Here is a 24,220-nt window from a genome sequence, read left to right on the forward strand (position 1 = left end):
CGTCTTTGGGAAATTCTTTCTTTTATACGAGGTTTAGTTTTTTCAGGCTTTCTGCAATTTGAACAGAGTTCCATGCCGCGCCTTTTAATAGGTTATCAGAAACTACCCATAAATGAAAACCGTTTGCTCTGTCCAAGTCTTTGCGGATGCGGCCTACAAACACATCGTTTTTGCCGACTGCATCGGCAGGCATCGGATAAAGCTGCTGGCTCGGGTCGTCCTGAAGTGTAATGCCAGGAGCTTCTTTTAATAGGTTTTTAATATCTTCCACAGTAGCGCCATCTCGGTCTACCTCGATGTAAACGGACTCTGAATGGCCGGTTTCAATCGGAAGTCTCACACATGTAGCCGCTACTTGAAGCTCAGGCATGTGCATGATTTTTTTTGTTTCATTTATCATTTTCATTTCCTCAAACGTATAGCCGTTATCTTGGAATTTATCAATTTGCGGAATCGCATTGAAAGCGATTTGATAGTGTTTTTTATCCCCTTTTACAGGCATAATCTCTGGTTTGATTTCTTCGTTGTTCAAAATCGCCTCTGTTTGGCTGTACAGCTCTTTTACAGCTTCATTTCCCGCTCCTGATACCGCTTGGTAAGTTGATACGATAACTTTGTTTAAGCCGTAAGCTTTGCGGATCGGTTCCAGCGCAGCCACCATTTGAATTGTAGAGCAGTTAGGGTTGGCAATAATGCCGTTGTGTTCATGCAAGTCTGCCTCGTTAACTTCAGGCACAACAAGCGGTGTATTTTCGTCCATACGGAACGCACTTGTATTATCTATAACAATAGCGCCGCGTTTTACAGCTTCTGGTGCCAATGCCTGTGATACGCTTCCGCCAGCGCTGAACAAAGCAATATTTACCCCTTCAAAGCTCTCAGGAGAAGCTTCCTGAACAGTCAGCTCTTGGCCTTTAAATGTGACTTGGGTACCCGCAGAGCGTTTTGAAGATAGCAATGTAAGTGTGTCCATTTCAAAATTTCTGTCTTCAAGTGTTTTAAGCATTTGTTGTCCTACAGCTCCTGTCGCTCCGACAACAGCTACGTGTAAACCTCTTCCCATCTGTAAAACTCCTTCCGCCAATCAGCTTCATTGAATTGATTTGACTATAATTTTACGTTTTATTTTACCATAGAATATGCGGGTGATGACCGAAATTTTTTGTTTGGGAAAGATTTTCTGTATATTTAGTCATTTCCCTGATAATTATCAACGAGAATCGGCTGAAGCTGCTGATGCATCAGCGCCTTTTCAACGGTTTGAGGAAGCAGATCCATTTTGGCAACCATTGAATTCGGTTTTTTGAAGGGATCGTCTTGCCCAAATGGAATAAAGAAGATATTTTTGGTAGACATGAGCCTCATTAGGTTTGTGCCGTTTAAACCGAGAGCGTCATTTGTTGATATACCGAGAACGACCGGCCGATTGTTTCTGATTGTTGCTTTTGCAGCCATCAGTACAGGGCTGTCTGTCATGGCGTTGGCGAGCTTGCTCATCGAATTTCCGGTTAAAGGCGCAATTACCATGCAGTCCAGCGGAAGCTTTGGCCCGAGGGGTTCAGCCTTTACAATTGAATCAATTGCCTCATATCCGGTAAGGTCTTCAATCTTTTTAACCCATTCCGCTCCTTCTCCAAAGCGTGTATCAGTCGATTTTACAGTAAATGTGACAATCGGCCGGACTTCCGCTCCTTCATTGACTAGCGTCTCAATTTGCGGAAACACCGCTTCATATGTGCAATGCGAGCCGGTCAGTCCAAATCCGATTCTTTTCCCTTTTAGTAACGACATTCTTATTTCCCCTCCTCAGCATGTAGTTCAGCCAAAAGCTTGCTCAAGACATTGGCGAGGATCTGCCCTGCTGTTTTAGGAGCGACAATCCCCGGCAAACCAGGGGCAAGGAGTGCCTTAATCCCTTGTTTTTCAGCATATTTAAAATCGGTTCCGCCGGGACGTGAAGCCAGATCCAATATTAAGGTTTTCGGTGTCATGCGAGAAAGCACAGTTTGATTCAAAATCATGCTCGGTATGGTATTAATACAAATATCTATATCTTTGACATGCTCTTTGAGTTCATCAGTGTGAAACGGGACGAGCCCCATTTCGGTGATGCGTGCCAGATGCGCTGAACTTCTTGCCCCGACCTTTACATTCGCCCCAAGCGCGGCAAATGTACGGGCGATCGTCATTCCAGTGCGTCCCAGCCCGAGAACCGCCACCTGAGATCCGTGTATCGTATAATCTGTGTGCTGAATGGCCAGCATGATGGTTCCTTCTACTGTCGGAATAGAATTGTATATCGCAATGTCATCCCGCTCAAACAGCTTAACAAGTTTTCTATTTGCTTGAGCTGCAATGTTTTCTAAATAGGCGTTAGAAATCCCTGAGAAAATGACACAGTGTGCAGGCGTTTGGTCAAGGTGCTCCTGTTTTAAAACAACTTCTTCATTTGAAAATACGGTTGATACGACACCTTCTCCTGTTGTCGCTGACACAGGAAGAATGATACTGTCTATTTGCTGATAAGGAATTTCATCAATGTTACATTTTACAGCTCCAGTAAAACCGTGATCCAATTGGTCAAAACCGACGAGATAGATGTCAGTCTGCTGTTCAGTGAGCTTTCTAATAATTTCGAGCTGTCTTGCGTCACCGCCGATAACTGCAATTTTCAATCCGGTTAACATGTTAAACGTTCACCTTCTTTGTATATACTGGATCCCTAGCTGTTAAGCTCCCCTTCATCTTATGATCAAAAGGAAATAGCGGTGAATTAAAACATACGCTTTTTTCACACAAAAAAACATCGGCAGACTCAGCCGATGTTTGGATGTTTTCATGAAAGCCCATAACCTGCAGAGTTGGGCCTTTTCTATAGTTACTCTTGGTGAGGAGAAATTTCCTCAGGGACATCTAAAATGATCATATCTGATCCGATCTTTTGAATATGATTCCAGGGGACACGAATGTCTTGACCGTGTTTTCTCAAACCAAACCATTTGACTGTCGGAATGAGGAGCGCTGTGATCTGACCATCCTGTTCATTGATTTCTAAATCGGTCTGACCCAGTACTCCCAGCCGTTCAGCTCTTTTGATGTCGACAATTTCCTTCCCGGATAATTCACTGAGCCGCATCTCTGTCACCCCCTTGTACTATGTATGATCAAAAGGATAAAAAAATGCCTGCTCCGTTTCAGGGCAGGCATTTCAGATTTATGACGGCATATTGCCAGAGGGGCTGATAAGAGCCAGAGAATAGTCATTCGTAAACATTTGTCTGGCAAGACCGTTGACACGTTCTAAGTTTACAGCATTTAATTCATTAATAATTTCGTCTAATGTTTTGTGTTTTCCGAGCAGCAGTTCATTTTTACCATTTCGGCTCATTTTGCTGTTCGTGCTTTCTAAGCTCAGCATCAAGCTTCCCTTCATTTGCTCCTTACTGTTTTCCAGCTCTTTCGGCGTTATGCCGTCGCGCTTTAATGTTGCAAGGGTTTCTTGAATGGTTTCTGACAGCTGCTGAAGCTGATTTGCACCTGTTCCGCCATAAATGGTGAGCATGCCGCTGTCCTCATATGAGCTGTGATAGCTGTAAACAGAATAAGCGAGCCCTTTATCTTCACGAACATCTTGGAACAGACGGCTGCTCATGCTGCCTCCGAGCACATTATTAAGGACGATCAAATCATAAATTTTTTCATGACCGACTTCCAGCCCTTTAAATCCCAGACATAAATGGGCTTGTTCTGTTTCTTTTTTTCTTGTGAGTTTTTCTGTATGGAATCCGGGCTTCTGTAGACCTGTCGCTTTGCCTTTTGCCTCATATGATCCGAACCATTTTTCTACATCTTTTATAAAGCTTTCTGAAATATTACCCGCTACAGAAATAACAACACGGTCCGGCGTATAATAATCATGCATGTACTGTCTGAGAGAGTCGCCGTTAAAGGAATCAAGCGTTTCTTCTGTGCCTAGAATCGGATAGCCTAAAGAATGATTCCCGTACGTGGCTTTGCTCAGTAAATCATGAACAATATCATCGGGCGCGTCTTCATACATTTTTATTTCTTCGTAAACTACATTTTTTTCTTTTTTCAGCTCGTTTTCATCAAAAGTTGAATGAAAGAACATATCTGCTAATACGTCAAGTGCGTAATTCGCATGCTCATCAAGCACCTTTGCATAATAGCAGGTATATTCCTTTGAGGTAAACGCATTGACCTGACCGCCAATACGATCAAAAGATTCTGCTATCTCACGTGCAGATCTTGTGCTCGTCCCTTTGAAGAACATATGCTCCAAAAAGTGGGAAATCCCATTTATCTCCGGCGTTTCGTGCCGCGAGCCTGTACCAATCCAAACGCCGATCGCGACAGAACGGACTGTCGGGTTATTTTCAAGCACAACTCTTACACCATTTTGACACGTATATCGTTTAATCAAATTTGTTCCTCCTATTCAAAGACTAGCTGCCTGCCCTGTTACTTCAACAGTCTTGTTTCATCCATTAGTTCAGTGACTGTTCCAAGCGCATATCCTTTATCTTTTATCTTGGTAATCAGCGCTTCAAGACTTTCCGCCGTGGGATCGGTCGGATGCATTAAAATCATGGCACCATTATGTATCTTGCTTAACACCCGGGTTTGAAGTGCAGACGGAGCCGGTTTTTGCCAGTCGATTGTATCAACTGTCCACATCACTGTTCCCATATGTTTCTCAGCTGCAATGTCAACAACCGCTTTCCTGAAACTCCCGCTTGGCGGAGCGAACCATTTCGGCTTGACGCCGAGCGTTTTTTCTATTTGCTCATTCGTCTTGTCGAGCTGTTCGGAAATTCTTCCTGTAGTCAGTTTGCTCATATCCGGATGATTGTATGAATGATTTCCGATTTCATGTCCTTTTTCCGCAATCTTTTTAGCCAGCTGTTCATTGTTTTTCACCCAATTGCCTTCCAGAAAAAACGTAGCCTTCACGTTATGCTTTTGAAGGACAGGGAGCATTCTTTCCAAATATTCGTTTCCCCATGCCACATTAATTAAAAAAGCCACCATCGGTTTTTCCGGATTCCCTTTGTAAATAGGCTCTGGCTGAAGAGACTCAAGATGAACGCTTGGTTTTACTTGACTGTACACTAAATCGTTTTCCCGAAACTCACCGTGCTTTTTCATTTTTTTATATGATTTTTCAATATTGACCTTTAAACCATTGTAACCGGGAATGCTTTTCCACACCTTGTCTATTCTTGCATTCTGAGGCTTTACTTCATAATCTGGCGCCTTTTGAAGCAATTCTTCATATAGCGGGTCTTTGGACACCGAGACGGTCACCGTATCTTGTTTCATTGCCCCTATATAATCAAGTGTGTGCGGATTTTTCATCATCTCGAATGAAACAAAAAAAAGAAATAGAAAAACGGCAAACGGTACAAATTTTTTGTACATGTTCTGTCCCCCCTCACCTCACATTATGAAGGAGAAGGACAAGGTAGAACCCGCTTGCTTTTTAAAGCGTCAAAATAAAGAAGCCGGGTCTCCCAGGCTCCTTTTATGTTTTCATTTAAGATTTTTGTTCTTCTTTTTCTTTCTCTTCACGGAGCACAGCTTTACGAGACAAGTTGACCCGTCCTTGCTTATCGATTTCAGTAACCTTCACAAGAATCTCGTCTCCGATTTTGACAACATCTTCAACTTTTCCTACGCGCTCAAGCGCAAGCTCTGAAATGTGCACCAAACCGTCTTTTCCGCTGAAAATTTCAACGAAAGCGCCGAACTTTTCAATTCGTTTCACTTTACCTAAGTAAAGCTGGCCGACTTCAACCTCTCTGACGAGGTCTTCGATGATTTTCTTCGCTTTTTGGTTGCTGCTTTCAACTGTCGACGAAATAAAGATTGTGCCATCCTGCTCGATATCAATTTTAACACCGGTCTCTTCGATGATTTTATTGATTTGTTTTCCGCTAGGTCCGATGACATCGCGGATTTTATCAGGATTAATAGCCATTGTTAAAATCTTAGGCGCATATTGAGAAAGCTCTTTTCTTGATTCGCTTAATGTAGCAAGCATACTGTTGAGGATTTCCATTCTTCCTTTTTTCGCCTGCTGAAGCGCTTCTTCAAGAATCTCTCTGGAGAGGCCTTCAATTTTAATGTCCATTTGCAGCGCCGTTACGCCCTTTGCAGTTCCGGCAACTTTAAAGTCCATGTCTCCAAGCGCATCTTCCATGCCTTGAATATCAGTCAGAACAGTATAATGTTCGCCTGATTTGACAAGTCCCATTGCAATACCTGCGACTGGTGCTTTAATCGGTACACCGGCATCCATCATCGCAAGTGTGCTTGCACAGATACTTGCCTGAGAAGTAGAACCGTTTGATTCAAGCACTTCAGATACAAGACGGACAGTATAAGGGAAGTCTTTTTCAGACGGAATAACAGGCTCAAGCGCACGCTCACCAAGAGCTCCATGTCCGATTTCACGGCGTCCCGGTCCGCGCATCGGTCCAGTTTCCCCGACGCTGAATTGCGGGAAGTTGTAATGATGCATAAACCGTTTCGATTCTTCGACACCTAAACCATCAAGGATTTGCACATCTCCGAGAGCACCTAACGTACAAACGCTGAGAGCCTGGGTCTGTCCTCTTGTGAACAATCCGGAACCGTGTGTTCTCGGCAAGAGGCCAACCTCAGAAGAAAGCGGGCGGATTTGATCGACTCCGCGGCCGTCAGGTCTTACTTTCTCTTCAGTAATTAGGCGGCGCACTTCATTTTTGACAAGCTTGGACAAAATCTGTTTGACTTGTTTGATTGTTTCCTCGTCATGCTCATCATCCTCGAATTTTGCCACAACTGTGTTTTTTACTTCATTAATGGCATCTTCGCGGGCATGCTTTTCATGAACCTGGATTGCTTTCAGCAGATCTTGCTCTGCTAAAGCCTTTACTTTTTCACTCAGCTCTTCATCAATTTCATAAAGCTTAATTTCTGATTTTTCTTTGCCGACAGCTGCAACAATTTCTTCTTGGAATGCAATCAGGCGTTTAATCTCATCATGGCCGAACATAATCGCTTCTAGCATCGTTTCCTCAGGAACTTCGTCTGCCCCTGCTTCCACCATGTTAATTGCATCTTTAGTTCCGGCAACGACAAGATTGATATCACTTTTCTCAAGCTGATCAACCGTCGGGTTAATAACAAATTGATTATCAATGCGTCCGACAGTTACCCCTGCAATCGGTCCTTCAAACGGGATGTCTGATACAGAAAGTGCAAGCGATGAACCGAACATAGCAGCCATTTCTGAAGAGCAGTCTTGATCAACACTCATAACGATGCTGATGACTTGAACTTCATTACGGAATCCATCGGCGAACAAAGGCCGGATCGGACGGTCGATTAAACGGCTCGCCAAAACAGCTTTTTCACTTGGACGTCCTTCTCTTTTAATAAACCCGCCAGGTATTTTACCTACCGCATACAATCTTTCCTCGTAGTTTACAGTAAGCGGGAAGAAATCAAGCGGTTTCGGTTCTTTTGAAGCGGTTGCTGTACTGAGTACTGCTGTATCGCCGTAGCGAACCATAACAGCACCATTTGCCTGTTTGGCAAGCTGGCCGGTTTCAACAGTAAGCGTTCTTCCGGCCCAATCTATGGTAAAGACATGTTTTTCTTGTCCCATACGATTACGAACTCCTCTCTTCGTTGTGTGAAATAATCAATTACTCCTATTATGAACGAAATGGATTGAACATATCAATGTCAAAGTAGTATGTAAAAGGATTTCAATGATTGATTATAAAAATTTTTCGCTTTTATACGATAAAAAAGCGGGAATCCTCCCGCTTTTTACGATTATCGACGTAAGCCTAGTTTGTTAATTAACTCACGGTAACGAGTTACGTCTTTATTACGCAGATACGTAAGAAGATTACGACGCTTACCTACCATTTTAAGAAGACCGCGACGTGAATGGTGGTCTTTCTTGTGAGTACGTAAATGCTCGTTCAAGTTGTTAATTGAATCAGTTAGGATAGCGATCTGAACTTCTGGAGATCCAGTATCAGATTCGTGTGTTTTAAACTCGCTGATGAGTTGGTTTTTACGCTCTTGAGTAATTGCCATCCTGTTTCACCTCCAAATAATATTTAGCCCCAGTTACCTAGCAACCGTCGGTGACTTCGGATTGCCAAGCAAAGGTTTTAAGACTACGAAAACTATCATACTAAAAATCGAGCCTATATGCAAATATTTTAGAATAAAATTTGTGTGCGCTGCATGTTATTTCCGCAAATTGCTGAAATAACGGATCGCTTCCTGCTTATCTTTCTCAATTTGCTCTGTTAATTCTTGAATGCCGTTGAACTTGCGCTCGCTCCGAATACGTTTATACCATTCAATTTTTATAGCGGCTCCGTATACTTCTTGATCAAAATCAAATAAATTGACCTCAATTGAAGGCTGTTCTGGACGTTTTTCATAAAACGTCGGCTTATAGCCGATATTGCAAACGCCGTTGTAAATCTCGCCGTTTATTTCCGCCTTGACGGCATATACACCGGTCGGCGGGACAATATAGCTGTTATTCAAGCCGATATTGGCCGTCGGAAACCCGATTGTCCGCCCTCTTTTATCTCCGTGAATGACAATTCCTTTAATAAAGTAGGGCTGTCCAAGCAAGACATTGGCCAGTTCAACGTCTCCGTTTTGAAGTGCAGTCCGAATATAGCTGGAGCTGATTTTTTTATCCTGCTCCGTCAATTTTTCCACCATTGTGCAATCAGCTTTTCCATCTAAATCAATCGGCATCGTTTCCATTGTTCCTTTGCCGTATTTTCCGTACGTAAAATCAAAGCCTGCCACTGCATGCTGTACATTAAGGCCTAAAATATACTGATCAACAAACTGCTTAGGAGTCAGAGAAGCAAACACTTCATTGAATTTAACGACATACAGTATCTCCGTGCCTAATTGTTCAATTTGGCTGATTTTATCTTCAAGAGGGGTAATCAGATCCTTTGGTTCCTGATCCCTGCCCAGCACATGGGAAGGATGGGGATGAAAGGTCATCACGGCTAATGTCAGATCCTTTTCTTCAGCTATCTGTTTAGCTGTGCCGATTACCTTTTGATGCCCTAAATGTACGCCGTCAAAATAACCTAACGCCATCACAGACTTTGGCTGCTCCTCTTTTATTAAATGATGCGGATGTGTAATATGTATCGTCTTCACAGAACGGTCACCTTTTTTCTATTGTTCGCTTTTTTGCATCAATACTTTTGCCGGCTTTAACAGCCCGTGTTTTGTAGGATGAGGGAAATAAATCGCCAGACAGCTTCCGGATTCCGTATAGACTGCGAGACGGTCGTCACTTGTCAGATCCGAGAATTGTTCTGGTGTTTCAAGCAAAGCCCCATTTTCTACTTTCTTAGCTAATGTATCACTTATGATCCATTTCGGCAAATGATTGAGCGCACGTTCAATAGAGACTGTATGGTCTGCTACAGTTCCGGACTCGACTTGAGCTTCCAGCTCTTCAAACGTAAAGCATTCATCAAGAGAAAAGTCACCGGATGCCGTACGGATCAAATGAGACATATGAGCCGGATATCCGAGCTTTTCACCAATCATAACCGCCAATGTCCGCACATAGGTTCCTTTTGAACATGTTACTGTAAACCGGAAACTCGCTGTCTCTCCATTATGTTTAACCCCTGTAGTGAGCACAATATCTTCAATGGTAATAAGACGTTTTGGCCGTTCTACTTCAAGTCCCGCTCTTGCATATTCATATAATTTTTTGCCGTTTACCTTTACTGCGGAATACATCGGGGGAATCTGTTCTTGTTGTCCCTTTAAACTGTTTAAAACCTTTTCTACTTCTGCTTCATCAACAGCTTGATCTACTGGCTTTGTTTCAACAGTTTCTCCGGTTTGATCCTCTGTCGTCGTTGAAACACCAAGCGTAATTTCTGCATCATATGTTTTAGACTTCTCAGTTAAATATTCGACAATTTTTGTAGCCCGGCCCACACAAATCGGAAGCACACCTGATACCTCAGGATCAAGCGTTCCCGTATGTCCGACTTTTTTTGTTTTAAGCAGCTTCCGGATCTTCATGACACAATCATGCGATGTCATGCCGACCGGTTTATGTAAAAGGAGAACTCCGTTAACCATATGCCTTTCACTCCTTCTGTTGTGAAGATTTTCTTCAAAACGCAGAAAAGAGGACAGACGACGAACGCCTATCCTCTTCATTTGTTATTCAGACGGGTTCTCTGAATTCAATTGGTGAATCAATGTTTCGATTCGATTTCCGTAATCAATTGATTCATCGAACTCAAATTCAATTTCAGGCGTTTTACGAAGTCTGATGCGGCTGCCGATTTCAGAGCGAATAAACCCTTTCGCCTTAGCAAGCCCTTTCAGTGCTTCCTCCCGTTTTTTCTCGTCTCCGAGAACGGAAATATACACCTTTGCAATTTGTAAATCACCTGATACACGTACATCCGTTACTGTCAGAAAACCAATTCTCGGATCCTTCAGCTTTCGGCTGATAATATCACCGAGTTCTTTTTTCATTTGCTCGCCGACACGGTTTGCTCTCATACTCAATTCAATCACCTCTAAGTTAAAACCACTCTGTTCTAGTGATCGTCCGTTCAATTTCAGGAAAAGAGTCGATAAACGCAAGAACACGCTGCAACTCTTTTTCTGTCTGAACGCGAGAGGAAGAAACAGCGGCAATTCCAAAGCTGGTTCTTTGCCATGTGTCCTGATAGCCAATCTCCGAAATCGAAACATTGAACTTATTTTGAACCCTGGTTAAGATCCGCTTCAGAACGGCGCGCTTTTCTTTTAACGATCCTGCATCATAAATGATGCATTCACATTCCGCAAATCCGATCACGTTCTTTCAATTTCTTGCATGACATACGCTTCAAGGATGTCACCTTCACGAATGTCATTGTATTTCTTAATCGTTATACCACATTCGTAGCCTTGTGAAACTTCTTTCACATCGTCTTTAAAGCGTTTCAGAACGTCCACTTCGCCTTCGAAGATTACGACGCCGTCACGAATTAAACGGAGGCCGCTGTCGCGTGTAATCGTTCCTTCAGTAACATATCCTCCGGCAATCGTACCGATTTTAGACACTTTAAATGTTTGGCGGACTTCTACTTGACCAATTACTTTTTCTTCATATTCAGGATCAAGCATACCTTTCATAGCTGCTTCAATCTCGTCGATTACTTTGTAAATAATACGGTGAAGACGAATATCTACGTTTTCAGCTTCAGCCGTACTCTTAGCATTACCGTCCGGTCTCACATTAAACCCGATAACAATTGCATTGGAAGCAGATGCTAAAATAATGTCAGATTCTGTAATTGCACCAACGCCTGTGTGGATGATTTTCACTTTAACGCCTTCAACTTCAATTTTTTGAAGTGCGGCTGTTAAAGCTTCGGCAGATCCTTGAACGTCAGCTTTTACGATGAGGTTGATGTCTTTTACATCACCTTGTTTAATTTGCTCGAATAAGTCGTCAAGACTCAGCTTTGCTTTATCGCTGCGCTGCTCTTCAAGCTGTTTGGAAGCACGGGCTTCTCCAACAGAACGAGCTGTTTTTTCATCTTTAAAGACAAGGAATTGATCTCCCGCTTGAGGCACGTCATTTAGACCGGTAATTTCAACCGGAGTAGACGGTCCCGCTGTTTTTACACGGCGACCAATATCATTGACCATTGCACGGACACGGCCAAATGTATTGCCGACTACAATCGGATCACCGACATGCAGTGTTCCAGTCTGTACGAGCAATGTCGCAACTGACCCTCTGCCTTTATCAAGTTCCGCTTCAATAACAGTTCCTTTTGCCTGGCGGTTCGGGTTCGCTTTCAGTTCCTCTACCTCACTGACAAGCAAAATCATTTCAACGAGTTCATCAATGCCTTTTCCAGTTAAAGCGGAAAGCGGAACAAAAATCGTTTCTCCGCCCCAAGCTTCAGGCACAAGTCCGTATTCTGTCAGTTCTTGCATCACACGGTCAGGGTTTGCAGCTTCTTTATCAACTTTGTTCACAGCAACGATGATCGGTACTTCTGCCGCTTTCGCGTGGTTGATCGCCTCTACTGTTTGCGGCATTACACCGTCATCCGCAGCTACAACCAGGATCGTAATATCGGTTACTTCCGCACCGCGTGCACGCATTGTTGTAAATGCAGCGTGACCCGGGGTATCCAAGAAAGTGATTTTCTTGCCGTTTTCTTCGATTTGGTAGGCTCCGATATGCTGAGTGATTCCGCCAGCTTCTCCTTCAACAACCTTTGTTTTACGGATGCTGTCAAGAAGCGTTGTTTTCCCATGGTCAACGTGACCCATGATTGTAACGACAGGAGGACGAATTTCAAGATCCTCTTCTTTGTCAGGCTCTTCGTATTTCTCTAATTCAGTTTCTTCAAGGACAATAACTTCTTCAGTTTCAACACCGTATTCTGATGCAATCAGTTCGATTGTGTCTTTATCGAGCTCTTGGTTAATGGTTGCCATAACACCAAGAAGCATCAGTTTTTTGATGAGTTCAGAAGGCTCTTTGCCAAGCTCTTCGGCCAGTGCGCCGACTGTTAAAGTGCCTGAGAACGTAATTTTTTCAGGAAGCTCTTTTTTCGGCTTCACAGGCTTTTGCTGATGTTGGTTTCTGTTGTTGTTATTGTTGCGTTTATTTTTTTTGTTGTTGTTATTCTTCTTGTTTTTGTTAAATTGATTATTCTGCACGTCATTCTTCTTTCCGTCTCGAATTTTATTTGGTTGATTTCCAGCAGACTGCTGATTTACCCCTTGCGGCTGTTTGTTTTTGTTCGTTTCCGCAGGCTTTTGAGATTTAACGGCTGCGCCGCCTTTTTTAAATTTGGCATCAAGCTGTTTAATGGCCTTTTCTTCAAGCATGGCCATATGATTATTCACTTCTAAATCCATGTTCTTCAGTGCGGTCAAAATTTCCTTACTTGAAACATTTAACGCTTTTGCATATTCGTATACTCTCATTTTAGCCATTCGTTCACCCCCAAAAATATTAATCGAGCAAGCTGATCAGCTTATTCGCAAAACCTTGGTCAGTGACGGCGACAACGACACGGGATTCTTTACCGATAGAGCGTCCAAGAATCGCGCGATCCGCGACTTTTTTATAAGGAACTTTATAATAATTGCACTTGTCGGTTACTTTCTTTGCTGTGTTAGATGATGCATCCTCTGTAAGCAGGACAAGCTTCGCACGCGCATTCCTGATTTCTTTAATAACCAAGTCCTCGCCTGACACGACCTTACGAGCTCGATTGGCCAGACCCAGCAAGGGAAACCATTCCATTCCAGACATTTTATTTTTTCACCTTTTCCGCCAGTTCCAGCAATTCTTCGAAAATCTGGTCATCGATTTGTGATTGAAATTGATTTTGCAAAGTGTTTTTCTTTTTTGCTGCTAAGATGCACTCTTTATCCAGCGTTAAATAAGCACCCCGCCCGTTCTTTTTCCCGGTCGGATCTACTGAGATTTCGCCTTCTTTTGAACGTACAACTCGGATTAGTTCCTTTTTAGGCTTCATTTCTCCAGTCACTACACACTTGCGTAACGGGATCTTTTTGTGTTTATTCACCTAAGGTCACCTCTTATTCATCCGATTCAGCAGTTTCAGGCTCCGTAAAGAGCGGCTCTTCGTCGTCTTCTTCAAGTTCTCTCGGATAGATTCCAAGCTCTCTTGCGTCTGTTTCGCTCTTAATATCAATCTTCCAGCCTGTCAATTTAGCAGCTAAGCGTGCGTTTTGCCCTCTTTTGCCAATCGCCAGAGACAGCTGGTAATCAGGAACAATAACAGTTGTCGCTTTTTCTTCTTCATTCACGATGACATCCAGCACTTTCGAAGGGCTGAGCGCATTCGCGACAAATTCTACAGGATCATTCGACCAGTTGACAATGTCAATTTTTTCACCTTTTAATTCATTGACAATCGCCTGTACACGCTGGCCTTTAGGACCGACGCAAGAGCCCACCGGATCCACATCAGGATCATCAGTGCGAACAGAAATTTTCGAACGGTCTCCTGCTTCTCTGGCAACAGATTTCAGCTCTACAGTTCCATCATAAATTTCCGGCACTTCGATTTCAAATAAACGCTTCAAGAGGCCTGGGTGTGTTCTTGACACATAAATCTGCGGGCCTTTCGTCGTTTTTTCTACTTTTGTGATATACACCTTAATGCGGTCATGAGGCTTATAGCTTTCATTCGGCATTTGTTCATTAACCGGCAGCAAAGCTTCAATTTTGCCTAGAGACACATAGATAAATTTATTGTCCAGACGCTGGACGATACCAGTCATGATGTCTTCTTCACGGTCAATAAACTCAGAATAGATCACACCGCGTTCAGCTTCGCGCACACGCTGTGTCACGACCTGCTTCGCTGTTTGGGCCGCAATGCGTCCGAAATCCTTAGGCGTTACTTCAATCTCTACAACATCGCCTACCATATATTCCGGGTGGATGCTTTGCGCCTCTTCGATTGAGATCTCCAGTCTTTGATCGTATACCTCATCAACGACATCTTTTCTTGCGAATACACGGATTGTACCTGTTTCACGGTTCAAATCCACCCGTACATTCTGCGCCTGATTAAAATTTCGCTTATAAGCAGAAATTAAAGCAGCTTCGATTGCTTCAATGATAATTTCTTTGCTGATGCCTTTTTCTTTTTCAAGAATGGTGAGAGCATCTAGTAATTCACTGCTCATGTTAACGGTCTCCCCCCTTAAAACTTGTATTCATTAGAATGTTACAGCTAATCTTGCGTTAGCTATTTTTTCATACGGAATATCGATCCGTTTCTTTCTTGTTTTGATTGTCATCTCAACTGTCACTGTTTGTCCATCGAATTCAGCCAGCTGTCCTTCAAACACTTTTACGCCGTCAATCGGCTCATAGGTCTTAATGTATACATTTTTCCCAAGTGATTTTTCGAAATCGGCTTTTTTCTTTAATGGACGCTCAGCTCCCGGGGATGAAACCTCAAGAAAGTAATTTTGGCTGATTGGGTCTGCCTCATCAAGCTTCTCGCTTAGAGCTTCGCTTACTTTGGCACATTCCTCAATATCCACACCGTCATCGGAATCAATAAACACGCGAAGGAACCAGCTTTGACCCTCTTTGACAAATTCAATGTCAACGAGTTCGAGCTGAAGGCTGTCTACGATTGGCTGAGCCATTTCTTGAACGGTGTCAGTCACTTTTTTGCTCATGTTCTTCCTCCTTGTGCTGTCGATATCATATTCGTCTCGTCACTCTGCATAAAAACCCTGCTTCAAAAGAGCAGGGGCTTTAAAGTAAACGATGAACATGTCGAGACAAAATTGTCTTGTTCAATACAAAAGAGCGGGTTTCCCCACTCTTTGCCTCGGTAATCGTTAGCATTTCCAATAAAACTATACCATAACCATATTTTTATTGCAAATGGATATACGTTACCTTTACGCTGTTAAGCTGATCACAGGGGCTCTACTCATACGATTGCACTTTTGCCGCTCATGTATGTATAAAAGCCGAATTTCTTAAGAAATTCGGCTTTTATATGCTAAAACAGCGATAATTGGTTTTGATCCGGCAATGACTCCAAACAGCCGTGACGATCTAAATACTCTAAAATCGTTTTTGATACTTTCCCTCTCTTTTGCAAATCTTCTTTTGAGAGAAATTCTCCTTCTTCACGGGCCTTTACAATATTTAGAGCGGCGTTCGTACCTAATCCAGGAATAGAATTAAACGGCGGGATCAGGCTGTTGCCGTCAATAATAAATTCCGTTGCGCTGGAGCGGTATAAATCGACTTTTTGGAATGAATAGCCTCTTTCACACATTTCCAGCGCTAATTCTAATACTGTGAGAAGGTTTTTTTCCTTCGGCGACGCATCAAGCCCTTTGGAGTTGATATCCTCCATTACAGCTTTGATTGCTGTGGAGCCTTTGATCATTGTATCAATATCAAAGTCGTCTGCACGAACCGTAAAATAAGCCGCATAATACAGAAGCGCGTGATGCACTTTAAAGTAAGCAATACGGACCGCCATTAATACATAAGCCGCGGCGTGGGCTTTCGGGAACATGTATTTAATCTTTTTGCAGGAATCGATATACCAGTCTGGTACATTGTTATTTTTCATTTCTTCTTCCCATTCAGGCGTTAAACCTTTTCCTTTACGGACAAATTCCATAATTTTAAACGCCAGTGACGGCTCAAGCCCTTGATAGATTAAATAAACCATAATGTCATCACGGCAGCCGATCACCTCACTCAGCTCACAAATATTATTGTGAATGAGCTCTTGCGCATTGCCGAGCCATACATCTGTTCCGTGAGACAGCCCTGAAATCTGAACGAGCTCAGAAAACGTTGTCGGCTTTGTGTCTTCAAGCATTTGCCGGACAAAGCGGGTTCCGAATTCAGGAATTCCTAGGGTGCCCGTTTTACATCCAATCTGTTCCTGTGTGACACCGAGTGATTCGGTTCCTTGGAAGATTTTCATTACTTCAGGGTCATCTGTCGGAATCGTTTTCGGATCAATTCCGCTTAAATCTTGAAGCATACGGATTACCGTCGGGTCATCGTGCCCCAGAATATCAAGCTTCAGCAGGTTGTCATGAATGGAATGGAAGTCAAAATGAGTCGTTTTCCATTCAGAACCTGTCGCATCTGCCGGAAACTGAATCGGAGAGAAATCATAAATATCCATATAATCCGGAACTACGATAATACCGCCAGGGTGCTGTCCGGTCGTCCGTTTTACACCTGTACAGCCTTGCACAAGCCGGTCGATTTCGGCGCCGCGCATATGGAGATTATTGTCGCCGGCATAGCCTTTTACGTAACCGTAGGCTGTTTTTTCTGCAACCGTGCCGATCGTTCCCGCACGATATACGTTGTCTTCTCCGAACAATACTTTTGTATAATTGTGGGCCTGCGGCTGATATTCCCCTGAGAAGTTCAAATCGATATCAGGTACTTTATCCCCTTTAAATCCCAGGAACGTTTCAAACGGAATATCGTGCCCGTCTTTTTTCAAAGGCGTTCCGCAATGAGGACACATTTTGTCAGGCAGGTCAAAACCTGAACCGACAGATCCGTCATTAAAGAACTCAGAATGCTGGCATTCAGCACATATATAGTGCGGCGGCAGCGGGTTCACCTCTGTGATCTCAGTAAGTGTCGCAACTAATGAAGAACCTACCGATCCCCGTGACCCTACCAGATACCCGTCATCGAGAGATCTCTTTACGAGTTTATGAGAGATCAAATAAATAACAGCAAAGCCGTGGCCGATGATACTTTTCAGTTCTTTTTCAATACGCGCTTCAACGATTTCAGGGAGCTGCTCTCCGTAAATGCTTCGTGCACGCTGATAGCTCATTTCCCTGATCTCTTCATCAGCGCCTTCGATTTTCGGCGTATATAAATCATCTTTAATCGGCTTGATGTCTTCAATTAAAGACGCAACCTTTTGTGTGTTGGTGACAACGATTTCCTTCGCTTTTTCTTCTCCTAAGAAGGAAAAGGCTTCAAGCATTTCATCTGTCGTTCTGAAATGCACTTTCGGGAGTTCGTGTCTGTTCAGCGGATTCGCGCCGCCCTGAGAGGATACTAAAATCTTTCTGTAAATTTTGTCCTCATCATTCAAATAATGAACATTTCCTGTTGCGACAACAGGTTTATTAAGCTTTTCACCGAGTTTGGTGATATTCGTAATGATTTCTTTCAGCGATTTTTCATCGCGAACCAGTTCTAGCTCAAGCAAGTGGCGGTACACCTCAGGCGGTTGAACCTCGAGATAATCGTAGAATGACGCAACATCCTCCACCTCTTCCGGCGACTTTTGCATCATGCCTTCAAAAACCTCTCCTCTGTCGCAAGCTGAACCGATCAGAAGGCCTTCCCTGTATTTCTCAAGCTGAGATCTTGGAATACGCGGCACTCTGTAAAAATAATGAATATGGGAAAGTGAAACGAGCTTAAATAAGTTTTTCAAGCCTGTGCTGTTCACCGCCAGCACTGTTGCATGATACGGTCTTGACCTTTGATAAGCGTTGGACTGACCCATATTTTCATTCAGCTGGTCATGATACTGAATGCCCTTTTCAGCAGCATCCTCCAGCATTTTCAAAAGCAAATAAGCGGTTGCCTCGGTATCGTAGATCGCACGGTGGTGCTGTGTAAGTTCAATGTTAAACTTTTTACACAGCGTGTTCAGACGGTGATTCTTAAATTCCGGATAAAGAAAACGGCCGAGCTCCAGTGTATCAATGACAGGATTTTTTGCTTTTTCAACTTGGAGAAGCTTTTTGAAAGCAACGTTTAAAAATCCCATATCGAAGCTTGCATTATGGGCGACGAGAATATCATCGCCAATCCATTCTCTGAAATCTCTTATCACGTCTATTACATCCGGTGCGTCGACCAGCATATCATCAGTGATGCCTGTCAGTTCAATGATTGTCGCCGAAAGCGGACGATGCGGGTTGGCAAATGACTCAAATTTATCAATGATCTCCCCGCCTTTCACTTTTACAGCCGCCAGTTCAATAATCGTATCATACACAGCGGAAAGTCCGGTTGTTTCGACGTCAAAAACGACATATGTTTCTTCATCAAGCAAACGGTGTGCGGGATTATAAGCAATCGGCACCCCGTCATCCACGATATTTGCTTCCATTCCGTAAATCATTTTAATTCCATGTTTTTGGGCAGCAGAATACGCATCTGGGAAGGATTGAACGACAGCATGGTCAGTCAAAGCGATCGCCTCATGCCCCCATTTTTTCGCCTGTTCAACAAGCTTTCCGATGCCTGTTACAGCATCCATTTGGCTCATTGGGGAATGCAGATGCAATTCTACCCTTTTTTCTCCTTCAGGCGCCGTGTCTTCACGGTTTTTTGCTTTTATCTCATTTACATCGTTTGCAATCATGACCAGATCTCGGACAAAGGTGTCGTTTTGAATGCTTCCGCGCGCTTTTACCCACATGCCTTTTTTCAGAGACTTCATCAGGGCCGCATCTTCTTTTTCTCTTGCAAACATTTTAATTAAGATACTATTTGTGTAGTCAGTAATTTTGAAGATGCACAGCGTGCGCCCGCTTTTCAGTTCTCTGGTTTCCACATCAAACACATAACCCTGAACCGTAATTCTCCGTTCCTCGTCCATTATGCTGTCAAGTGTTCTGATTTCCTCGTTATCTTTAATTTGATAGCCGATAACAAGAGGCCCTGAAGGAGCTTGGTCTTCATCACTTTCTTTATCTTTCTTCTCCATTTCAATTAAAGCCTGCATCGCCCGTTCTTGATCTTCAGCTAGCTTTTGTTCCCGAAACTTTTGCACTTCTTGATCAGATACAAATATTTCAGCATCAAGCTGAAAATCCGGAAACCCAAATTGACGGTATCCCGCTTGAATCATCGCACTGTATTTGTTCTTAAGAGCAGATGCTTCTGTATCCGTTTTTGTTTTGACAATCAGTTTGTTGCCCTTCAGCTTTGGTTTTTGCTGGCTTAAGAGACTGATAATCGGCGGTGAAATGCCTTGCAGCTCTTCAATGCAGCGTGTCCAGTAATCCTGCACGAGGCCTTCATCAACCTCGGCATCATGCACTTCGATTGAAGACGTCACTTTTGCAATATGGGCAAACGATTGCGTCAGCCTCATGGTTAACATGTCATATATTTGATAAGGCAGCAAAGATTTAAATTTAAAATGAAAATGCCAAGATTTAGAAGCTTTGTGTATCGTCAGCTTTTTAATCTCGCCATCTTCAAAGTATGTCATGAAGGTATCATCTGTCATATTAATCTGCTGCAGAAGAATTTGAAACTGCCTTCTGTTTACTGATAACTGTTCCATTAAGACAGTATCCCCCCTAAAAACATCATAAGTGAAGGTACCTCAGGCAATGAGGTACCTTCTATTATTTCTATTTTAACATGTTTTTTGATAAATCGTTATGGTGTTTACTGCTTGCTGATAAAACAAGATAACTCATCAACAGAAACTTCTGTTGACTCACCTGTTTTGCGGATTTTCACTTCCACAATTCCTTCATCAGCCCGTTTGCCGACAGTAATACGGATTGGAAGACCGATTAGATCCGAGTCAGCAAATTTTACGCCGGCGCGTTCCGCACGATCGTCATATAGCACTTCATACCCTTTCGCCTTTAAATCAGCGTACAGCTTTTCAGCCAATTCTTTTTGCGCATCGTTTTTGATATTCAGTGCAAGAATATGAAGATCATACGGCGCGACGCTTTTTGGCCATATTAAGCCTTTTTCGTCGTGATGCTGTTCAGCAATAGCAGAAAGGGTTCTGGAAACACCGATTCCGTAACAGCCCATCAGCATTGGCTGTGCTCGTCCGTTTTCATCTAAATATGTCGCATTCATCGCTTCAGAATAACGAGTTCCAAGCTTAAAGACTTGTCCGACTTCGATTCCTTCTGCAAAACGGATCGTGCCTTTGCCGTCTGGTGACGGGTCGCCTTCCTTAATAAAGCGAAGATCGGCAAATTCTTTAATTTGCGCATCACGGGTTACGTTGACATTTTTATAATGATAATCTCCTTCATTCGCACCGGCAACAGCATTAACCATTGCTTTAACAGCGAAATCTGCATAGACGTCAATCTCTTGATTCACACCGATAGGTCCGACAAAACCAGGCTCTGTTCCAAGCTGCTGAACGACCTCTTCATGAGAAGCAAGTTCCATAACCTCTGCATGCAGGAGATTCTTCACTTTAATATCATTCACTTCGTGATCCCCTCTTACAAGCACCAGAACAAAACGGTCATCCGCTTTAAACAATACCGATTTAATGCAGGCTTCAGCTGAAACCTGTAAAAATGCAGTCAGCTCATCGATCGTTTTCACATTAGGAGTGTGCACTTTTTCTAAAGCGATAGGCTCTTCATTTGAAGTGACTTCCTGATAAAGAACCTCAGCCATTTCGATATTGGCTGCATATTGTGATTCATCAGAGTACGCAATGGTATCCTCTCCGATTTCAGAAAGTGCCATAAACTCATGTGTATCTTTTCCACCCATGGCACCTGAGTCAGCGATAACAGGTCTTACATTAATGCCGCAGCGGGCGAAAACATTAGAATACGCATTGTACATTTTTTGATATGTTTCATCCAAGCTCTCTTCAGAAGCATGGAAAGAATAAGCATCCTTCATAATGAATTCGCGGCCTCTTAATAAACCGAAGCGCGGGCGTTTTTCATCCCTGAATTTAGACTGGATTTGGTACAGAGTCAGAGGGAGACGCTTATAGGATTTAACCTCATCGCGAACGAGTGAAGTGATCACTTCTTCATGCGTTGCCCCTAAAGCAAATTCACGGCCGTGACGGTCTTGAAGTCTCATCAGTTCAGGACCGTACGTATACCATCTGCCTGATTCCTGCCATGTCTCAGCCTGCTGCAGCGCGGGCATAAGCATTTCTACAGCGTCGATTTTTTCCATTTCCTCACGGACGATCTGCTGAATGTTTTGAATAACCTTATACGCAAGAGGCATATAGCTGTATACCCCGCTCGTATTCTGTCTGATAAATCCTGCTCTTAGAAGAAGCTGATGACTTTTCGCTTCGGCATCAGCTGGAACTTCACGGAGCGTAGGAATAAGCGTCAAGCTTTGTCTCATTTCTTCGCACCTCTGATTGATTTACTTTTCATTTACAAAAACAGCCGCTGGATATCGTTCCATGTAACGACCAGCATAAGAAGCATTAGGAAAGCGACTCCGATAAACACCACAAAGGCTTCTTTTTCTCTGTTGATCGGTTTGCCCCGAATGGCTTCTATAAATAGAAACAACAGTCTTCCGCCGTCAAGAGCCGGAATCGGAAGCAGGTTGACGATACCTAGGTTAATACTTAAAAATGCAGCAAACTGGAATAAATTAATGATTCCCGTTTTTGCCACTTGGTCTGTCATATCGTATATGCCGACAGGACCTGAAAGCATATCAATTTTAAATTGTCCTGTCACTAATTTACTGAGATTTGTTAATATCGCTTTTGTAACATCAACAGTTGATGTTGCACCATAAGCAACTGCTGAGAGAACGCCTTTCTCAGTAGGCGCGTAAGAACCAAAGCGGCCGATTGTTTTTTTGTTCTCATCTTTAACGGCTTCCGGAGTAACTGAAATGTGGAGCGTTTTGTTATCTCTTTTTACCTCAACGTCAATTTCTTTTTCCGGGTTTTCTTTTACCGCAGAGACAATGTCGGTCCAGGACCTCATCTTCTCTCCGTTAATGCTTTGAATGTAATCTCCTTCTTTTAGCCCTGCTTCGGCTGCCCGTCCGTTGTCTGTCAGTTGTCCAAGCATAGGCTCATTTGACGGAACACCCTGAATCAGCCCAAGCATCACTAAAATGACATAAGCCAATATGAAATTCATAATCGGACCTGCGGCAATCGCCTTAATTCGCTGCCACACAGGTTTGGAACCAAACTGGCGGTTATACGGCGCGATCTGAACTTCTTCTCCGTCTACAATGAAAAAGGAGGTTTCACTCACACTAAAGCTGGAAAGCTCATCCTCTTTCCCCTGTTCATAGCCGGTGATCTTCATGTCATGCTCTAGGTCCGCCGTTTCCACCTCGATAATTAAAGCATCCGGGTATTTTTCCTTTTGATTGATGATGACTTTTTCAACCTGCTCCTCTTTGTTAAAAAGAAGCCCGATCGTGTAGCCGGGTTTCACCTCAATCATTTCCGGATCTTCACCGGCCATGCGGACAAACCCGCCGACCGGGAGAAGTCTGATCGTATACACCGTTTCATTTTTTTTGAATGAAAAGATTTTTGGACCAAAGCCGATCGCAAATTCACGGCACAAAATTCCCGCTCTTTGGGCTAACAACAAATGGCCCAGTTCATGGAAGAAAACGAGCGTTCCGAAAATAATGATAAACGCTATAACTGTATTCACGAACATACCACCTTATGTGAGTATTGAATTGACGTATCCCCGGGTATCTTTGTCCACTTCCTGAATGTCTGCCAAGCTAGGCTTTTGAATAACCTGATGGCGGTTTAATGCCTTTTCGATACAGTCTTCAATCGCTAAAAACGATATCTTGCCCGCTAAAAAGGCGGCGACAGCCACTTCATTTGCCGCGTTTAGCACAGTCGGCATTGTTCCCCCTATTTTACCTGATTCAAAGGCAAATTGTAAGCAGCGGAACCTGTCAAAGTCAGCTTTCTCAAAATGAAGACTGCCGATTTCCCACAGCTCGAGCCTTTTGGCGTCTGGCAATGGCAATCGGTCGGGATAGGTGAGCGCATATTGAATCGGAACCCTCATATCAGGAGTGCCGAGCTGTGCAATCACACTTTTGTCATGAAACTCTACCATGGAATGGATGATGCTCTCCTTATGTAAGACCACATCGATTTGTTCATATGGAATATCGAAAAGCCAATGCGCCTCAATCACCTCTAATCCCTTATTCATCATTGTAGCCGAATCAATTGTAATTTTTGCACCCATTGACCAATTCGGGTGCTGTAATGCATCTTCAATTGTAACTGATTCGAGCTGCTCCCGCGTCTTGTCCCGAAAACTTCCGCCGGACGCCGTAATGATAAGGCGATCAATGTTTTTAGCCTGTTCGCCTTGTAGGGCTTGAAAAATGGCTGAATGCTCACTGTCAACGGGCAGCAGCGGAACATTGTATTTCTTAGCATGTTCTTTAACTATATGCCCGGCAGTGACAAGAGTTTCCTTATTTGCAAGCGCAATTGTTTTTTTCTGTTCGATCGCCTTTAACGTAGGGATGAGACCGACACTTCCAAGCAAGGCATTGACAACAATATCGACTTCCTCCATAACTGCCGCTTCAATCAGGCCTTCTTCTCCAAGCCCGATCTGGCAATCAAATGAAAAAGAAACTTGTTTTAATTTGTGATATGTATCCAGATCACCGACAGATACAAACTTCGGCTGAAAGGCCTCTATCATCGGCACGGCCTTATCAATATTTTTGCCGAACGACATAGATACCAGCTGAAATTGGTCTTGGTGCGTACGCAATACGTCAAGAGTCTGTTCGCCGATTGATCCTGTTGCTCCTAAAAGACAAATATTTTTCAAAGTGCCACTACTCCTATTCTTTTTG

The 24,220-nt window shown here is 43.3% G+C and carries 21 protein-coding genes; all 21 read right to left on the reverse strand.

Translation table 11 applies throughout. The features are described from left to right. Positions 1-22 precede the first annotated feature (22 nt). The 21 genes from asd to dxr all read right to left on the reverse strand — a co-directional run bounded on the left by asd (position 23) and on the right by dxr (position 24,195). Positions 23-1,063, reverse strand: a complete 1,041-nt coding sequence (asd, locus tag H7F27_RS11990; RefSeq protein WP_095713850.1) for an aspartate-semialdehyde dehydrogenase — start codon at positions 1,061-1,063, stop codon at positions 23-25. Positions 1,064-1,188: 125 nt separating this feature from the next. Then, a complete protein-coding gene (gene dpaB / locus H7F27_RS11995; protein WP_185847965.1) occupies positions 1,189-1,791 on the reverse strand; it encodes a dipicolinate synthase subunit B in 603 nt (200 codons plus the stop codon). A 2-nt stretch (positions 1,792-1,793) separates the two neighbouring features. Further along, a complete protein-coding gene (dpaA, locus tag H7F27_RS12000) occupies positions 1,794-2,687 on the reverse strand; it encodes a dipicolinic acid synthetase subunit A (RefSeq protein WP_024121438.1) in 894 nt (297 codons plus the stop codon). A 191-nt stretch (positions 2,688-2,878) separates the two neighbouring features. Further along, positions 2,879-3,136, reverse strand: a complete 258-nt coding sequence (locus H7F27_RS12005) for a YlmC/YmxH family sporulation protein (RefSeq protein ID WP_010334291.1) — start codon at positions 3,134-3,136, stop codon at positions 2,879-2,881. A gap of 78 nt (positions 3,137-3,214) precedes the next feature. Continuing rightward, on the reverse strand, positions 3,215-4,444 hold the full coding sequence (locus tag H7F27_RS12010; RefSeq protein WP_024121436.1) for a M16 family metallopeptidase: 1,230 nt from the start codon (positions 4,442-4,444) through the stop codon (positions 3,215-3,217). A gap of 38 nt (positions 4,445-4,482) precedes the next feature. Then, positions 4,483-5,442 (reverse strand): polysaccharide deacetylase family protein, encoded by a 960-nt coding sequence (locus H7F27_RS12015; protein WP_185847966.1) that lies wholly within the window; start codon positions 5,440-5,442, stop codon positions 4,483-4,485. Between the two features lie 115 nt (positions 5,443-5,557). Next, on the reverse strand, positions 5,558-7,675 hold the full coding sequence (gene pnp, locus H7F27_RS12020; protein ID WP_095713847.1) for a polyribonucleotide nucleotidyltransferase: 2,118 nt from the start codon (positions 7,673-7,675) through the stop codon (positions 5,558-5,560). Positions 7,676-7,848: 173 nt separating this feature from the next. Then, complete coding sequence (gene rpsO / locus H7F27_RS12025) at positions 7,849-8,118, reverse strand: 30S ribosomal protein S15 (RefSeq protein ID WP_003154182.1); 270 nt, start codon at positions 8,116-8,118, stop codon at positions 7,849-7,851. 156 nt (positions 8,119-8,274) lie between these two features. Beyond that, a complete protein-coding gene (gene ribF / locus H7F27_RS12030; protein WP_185847967.1) occupies positions 8,275-9,225 on the reverse strand; it encodes a bifunctional riboflavin kinase/FAD synthetase in 951 nt (316 codons plus the stop codon). Between the two features lie 18 nt (positions 9,226-9,243). Further along, positions 9,244-10,173, reverse strand: a complete 930-nt coding sequence (gene truB, locus H7F27_RS12035) for a tRNA pseudouridine(55) synthase TruB (RefSeq protein WP_185847968.1) — start codon at positions 10,171-10,173, stop codon at positions 9,244-9,246. A gap of 84 nt (positions 10,174-10,257) precedes the next feature. Further along, the gene (gene rbfA / locus H7F27_RS12040) at positions 10,258-10,611 is read right to left on the reverse strand and encodes a 30S ribosome-binding factor RbfA (RefSeq protein ID WP_010334286.1); all 354 of its coding nucleotides are present in this window, start codon (positions 10,609-10,611) and stop codon (positions 10,258-10,260) included. Between the two features lie 16 nt (positions 10,612-10,627). After that, a complete protein-coding gene (locus H7F27_RS12045; RefSeq protein WP_003220950.1) occupies positions 10,628-10,906 on the reverse strand; it encodes a DUF503 domain-containing protein in 279 nt (92 codons plus the stop codon). Beyond that, a complete protein-coding gene (gene infB / locus H7F27_RS12050; protein ID WP_024121430.1) occupies positions 10,903-13,053 on the reverse strand; it encodes a translation initiation factor IF-2 in 2,151 nt (716 codons plus the stop codon). Before infB ends, H7F27_RS12045 begins: the two co-directional genes overlap by 4 nt. Before the next feature lie 19 nt (positions 13,054-13,072). Further along, a complete protein-coding gene (locus tag H7F27_RS12055) occupies positions 13,073-13,375 on the reverse strand; it encodes a YlxQ family RNA-binding protein (RefSeq protein ID WP_024121429.1) in 303 nt (100 codons plus the stop codon). Position 13,376: 1 nt separating this feature from the next. Then, positions 13,377-13,652, reverse strand: coding sequence for a glucose-induced regulator RulR (gene rulR, locus H7F27_RS12060; protein WP_010334283.1), 276 nt, complete (start codon positions 13,650-13,652; stop codon positions 13,377-13,379). 13 nt (positions 13,653-13,665) lie between these two features. Then, complete coding sequence (gene nusA / locus H7F27_RS12065) at positions 13,666-14,784, reverse strand: transcription termination factor NusA (protein ID WP_024121428.1); 1,119 nt, start codon at positions 14,782-14,784, stop codon at positions 13,666-13,668. 33 nt (positions 14,785-14,817) lie between these two features. Beyond that, on the reverse strand, positions 14,818-15,288 hold the full coding sequence (gene rimP, locus H7F27_RS12070) for a ribosome maturation factor RimP (RefSeq protein ID WP_024121427.1): 471 nt from the start codon (positions 15,286-15,288) through the stop codon (positions 14,818-14,820). A 332-nt stretch (positions 15,289-15,620) separates the two neighbouring features. After that, a complete protein-coding gene (locus tag H7F27_RS12075) occupies positions 15,621-19,934 on the reverse strand; it encodes a PolC-type DNA polymerase III (protein ID WP_024121426.1) in 4,314 nt (1,437 codons plus the stop codon). Between the two features lie 107 nt (positions 19,935-20,041). Next, positions 20,042-21,736: a proline--tRNA ligase gene (gene proS, locus H7F27_RS12080; RefSeq protein ID WP_185847969.1), complete on the reverse strand. Its 1,695-nt coding sequence runs from the start codon at positions 21,734-21,736 to the stop codon at positions 20,042-20,044. Positions 21,737-21,768: 32 nt separating this feature from the next. Beyond that, positions 21,769-23,037, reverse strand: coding sequence for an RIP metalloprotease RseP (gene rseP / locus H7F27_RS12085; RefSeq protein WP_185847970.1), 1,269 nt, complete (start codon positions 23,035-23,037; stop codon positions 21,769-21,771). 6 nt (positions 23,038-23,043) lie between these two features. After that, positions 23,044-24,195, reverse strand: coding sequence for a 1-deoxy-D-xylulose-5-phosphate reductoisomerase (dxr, locus tag H7F27_RS12090; protein ID WP_044155869.1), 1,152 nt, complete (start codon positions 24,193-24,195; stop codon positions 23,044-23,046). Between the last annotated feature and the right edge of the window lie 25 nt (positions 24,196-24,220).

The organism is Bacillus sp. PAMC26543 (assembly GCF_014250375.1).
Classification (GTDB): Bacteria; Bacillota; Bacilli; order Bacillales; family Bacillaceae; genus Bacillus; species Bacillus halotolerans.

Excerpts from the sequence above, each read along its gene's own strand:
- rpsO (WP_003154182.1), bottom strand. The coding sequence starts at position 8,118 with ATGGCAATTACTCAAGAGCGTAAAAACCAACTCATCAGCGAGTTTAAA.
- dpaA (WP_024121438.1), bottom strand. The coding sequence starts at position 2,687 with ATGTTAACCGGATTGAAAATTGCAGTTATCGGCGGTGACGCAAGACAG.
- rseP (WP_185847970.1), bottom strand. The coding sequence starts at position 23,037 with ATGTTCGTGAATACAGTTATAGCGTTTATCATTATTTTCGGAACGCTC.
- dpaB (WP_185847965.1), bottom strand. The coding sequence starts at position 1,791 with ATGTCGTTACTAAAAGGGAAAAGAATCGGATTTGGACTGACCGGCTCG.
- truB (WP_185847968.1), bottom strand. The coding sequence starts at position 10,173 with ATGGTTAACGGAGTTCTCCTTTTACATAAACCGGTCGGCATGACATCG.
- infB (WP_024121430.1), bottom strand. The coding sequence starts at position 13,053 with ATGGCTAAAATGAGAGTATACGAATATGCAAAAGCGTTAAATGTTTCA.
- H7F27_RS12005 (WP_010334291.1), bottom strand. The coding sequence starts at position 3,136 with ATGCGGCTCAGTGAATTATCCGGGAAGGAAATTGTCGACATCAAAAGA.
- H7F27_RS12055 (WP_024121429.1), bottom strand. The coding sequence starts at position 13,375 with ATGTCTGGAATGGAATGGTTTCCCTTGCTGGGTCTGGCCAATCGAGCT.
- proS (WP_185847969.1), bottom strand. The coding sequence starts at position 21,736 with ATGAGACAAAGCTTGACGCTTATTCCTACGCTCCGTGAAGTTCCAGCT.
- asd (WP_095713850.1), bottom strand. The coding sequence starts at position 1,063 with ATGGGAAGAGGTTTACACGTAGCTGTTGTCGGAGCGACAGGAGCTGTA.
- nusA (WP_024121428.1), bottom strand. The coding sequence starts at position 14,784 with ATGAGCAGTGAATTACTAGATGCTCTCACCATTCTTGAAAAAGAAAAA.
- pnp (WP_095713847.1), bottom strand. The coding sequence starts at position 7,675 with ATGGGACAAGAAAAACATGTCTTTACCATAGATTGGGCCGGAAGAACG.
- H7F27_RS12015 (WP_185847966.1), bottom strand. The coding sequence starts at position 5,442 with ATGTACAAAAAATTTGTACCGTTTGCCGTTTTTCTATTTCTTTTTTTT.
- H7F27_RS12075 (WP_024121426.1), bottom strand. The coding sequence starts at position 19,934 with ATGGAACAGTTATCAGTAAACAGAAGGCAGTTTCAAATTCTTCTGCAG.
- rimP (WP_024121427.1), bottom strand. The coding sequence starts at position 15,288 with ATGAGCAAAAAAGTGACTGACACCGTTCAAGAAATGGCTCAGCCAATC.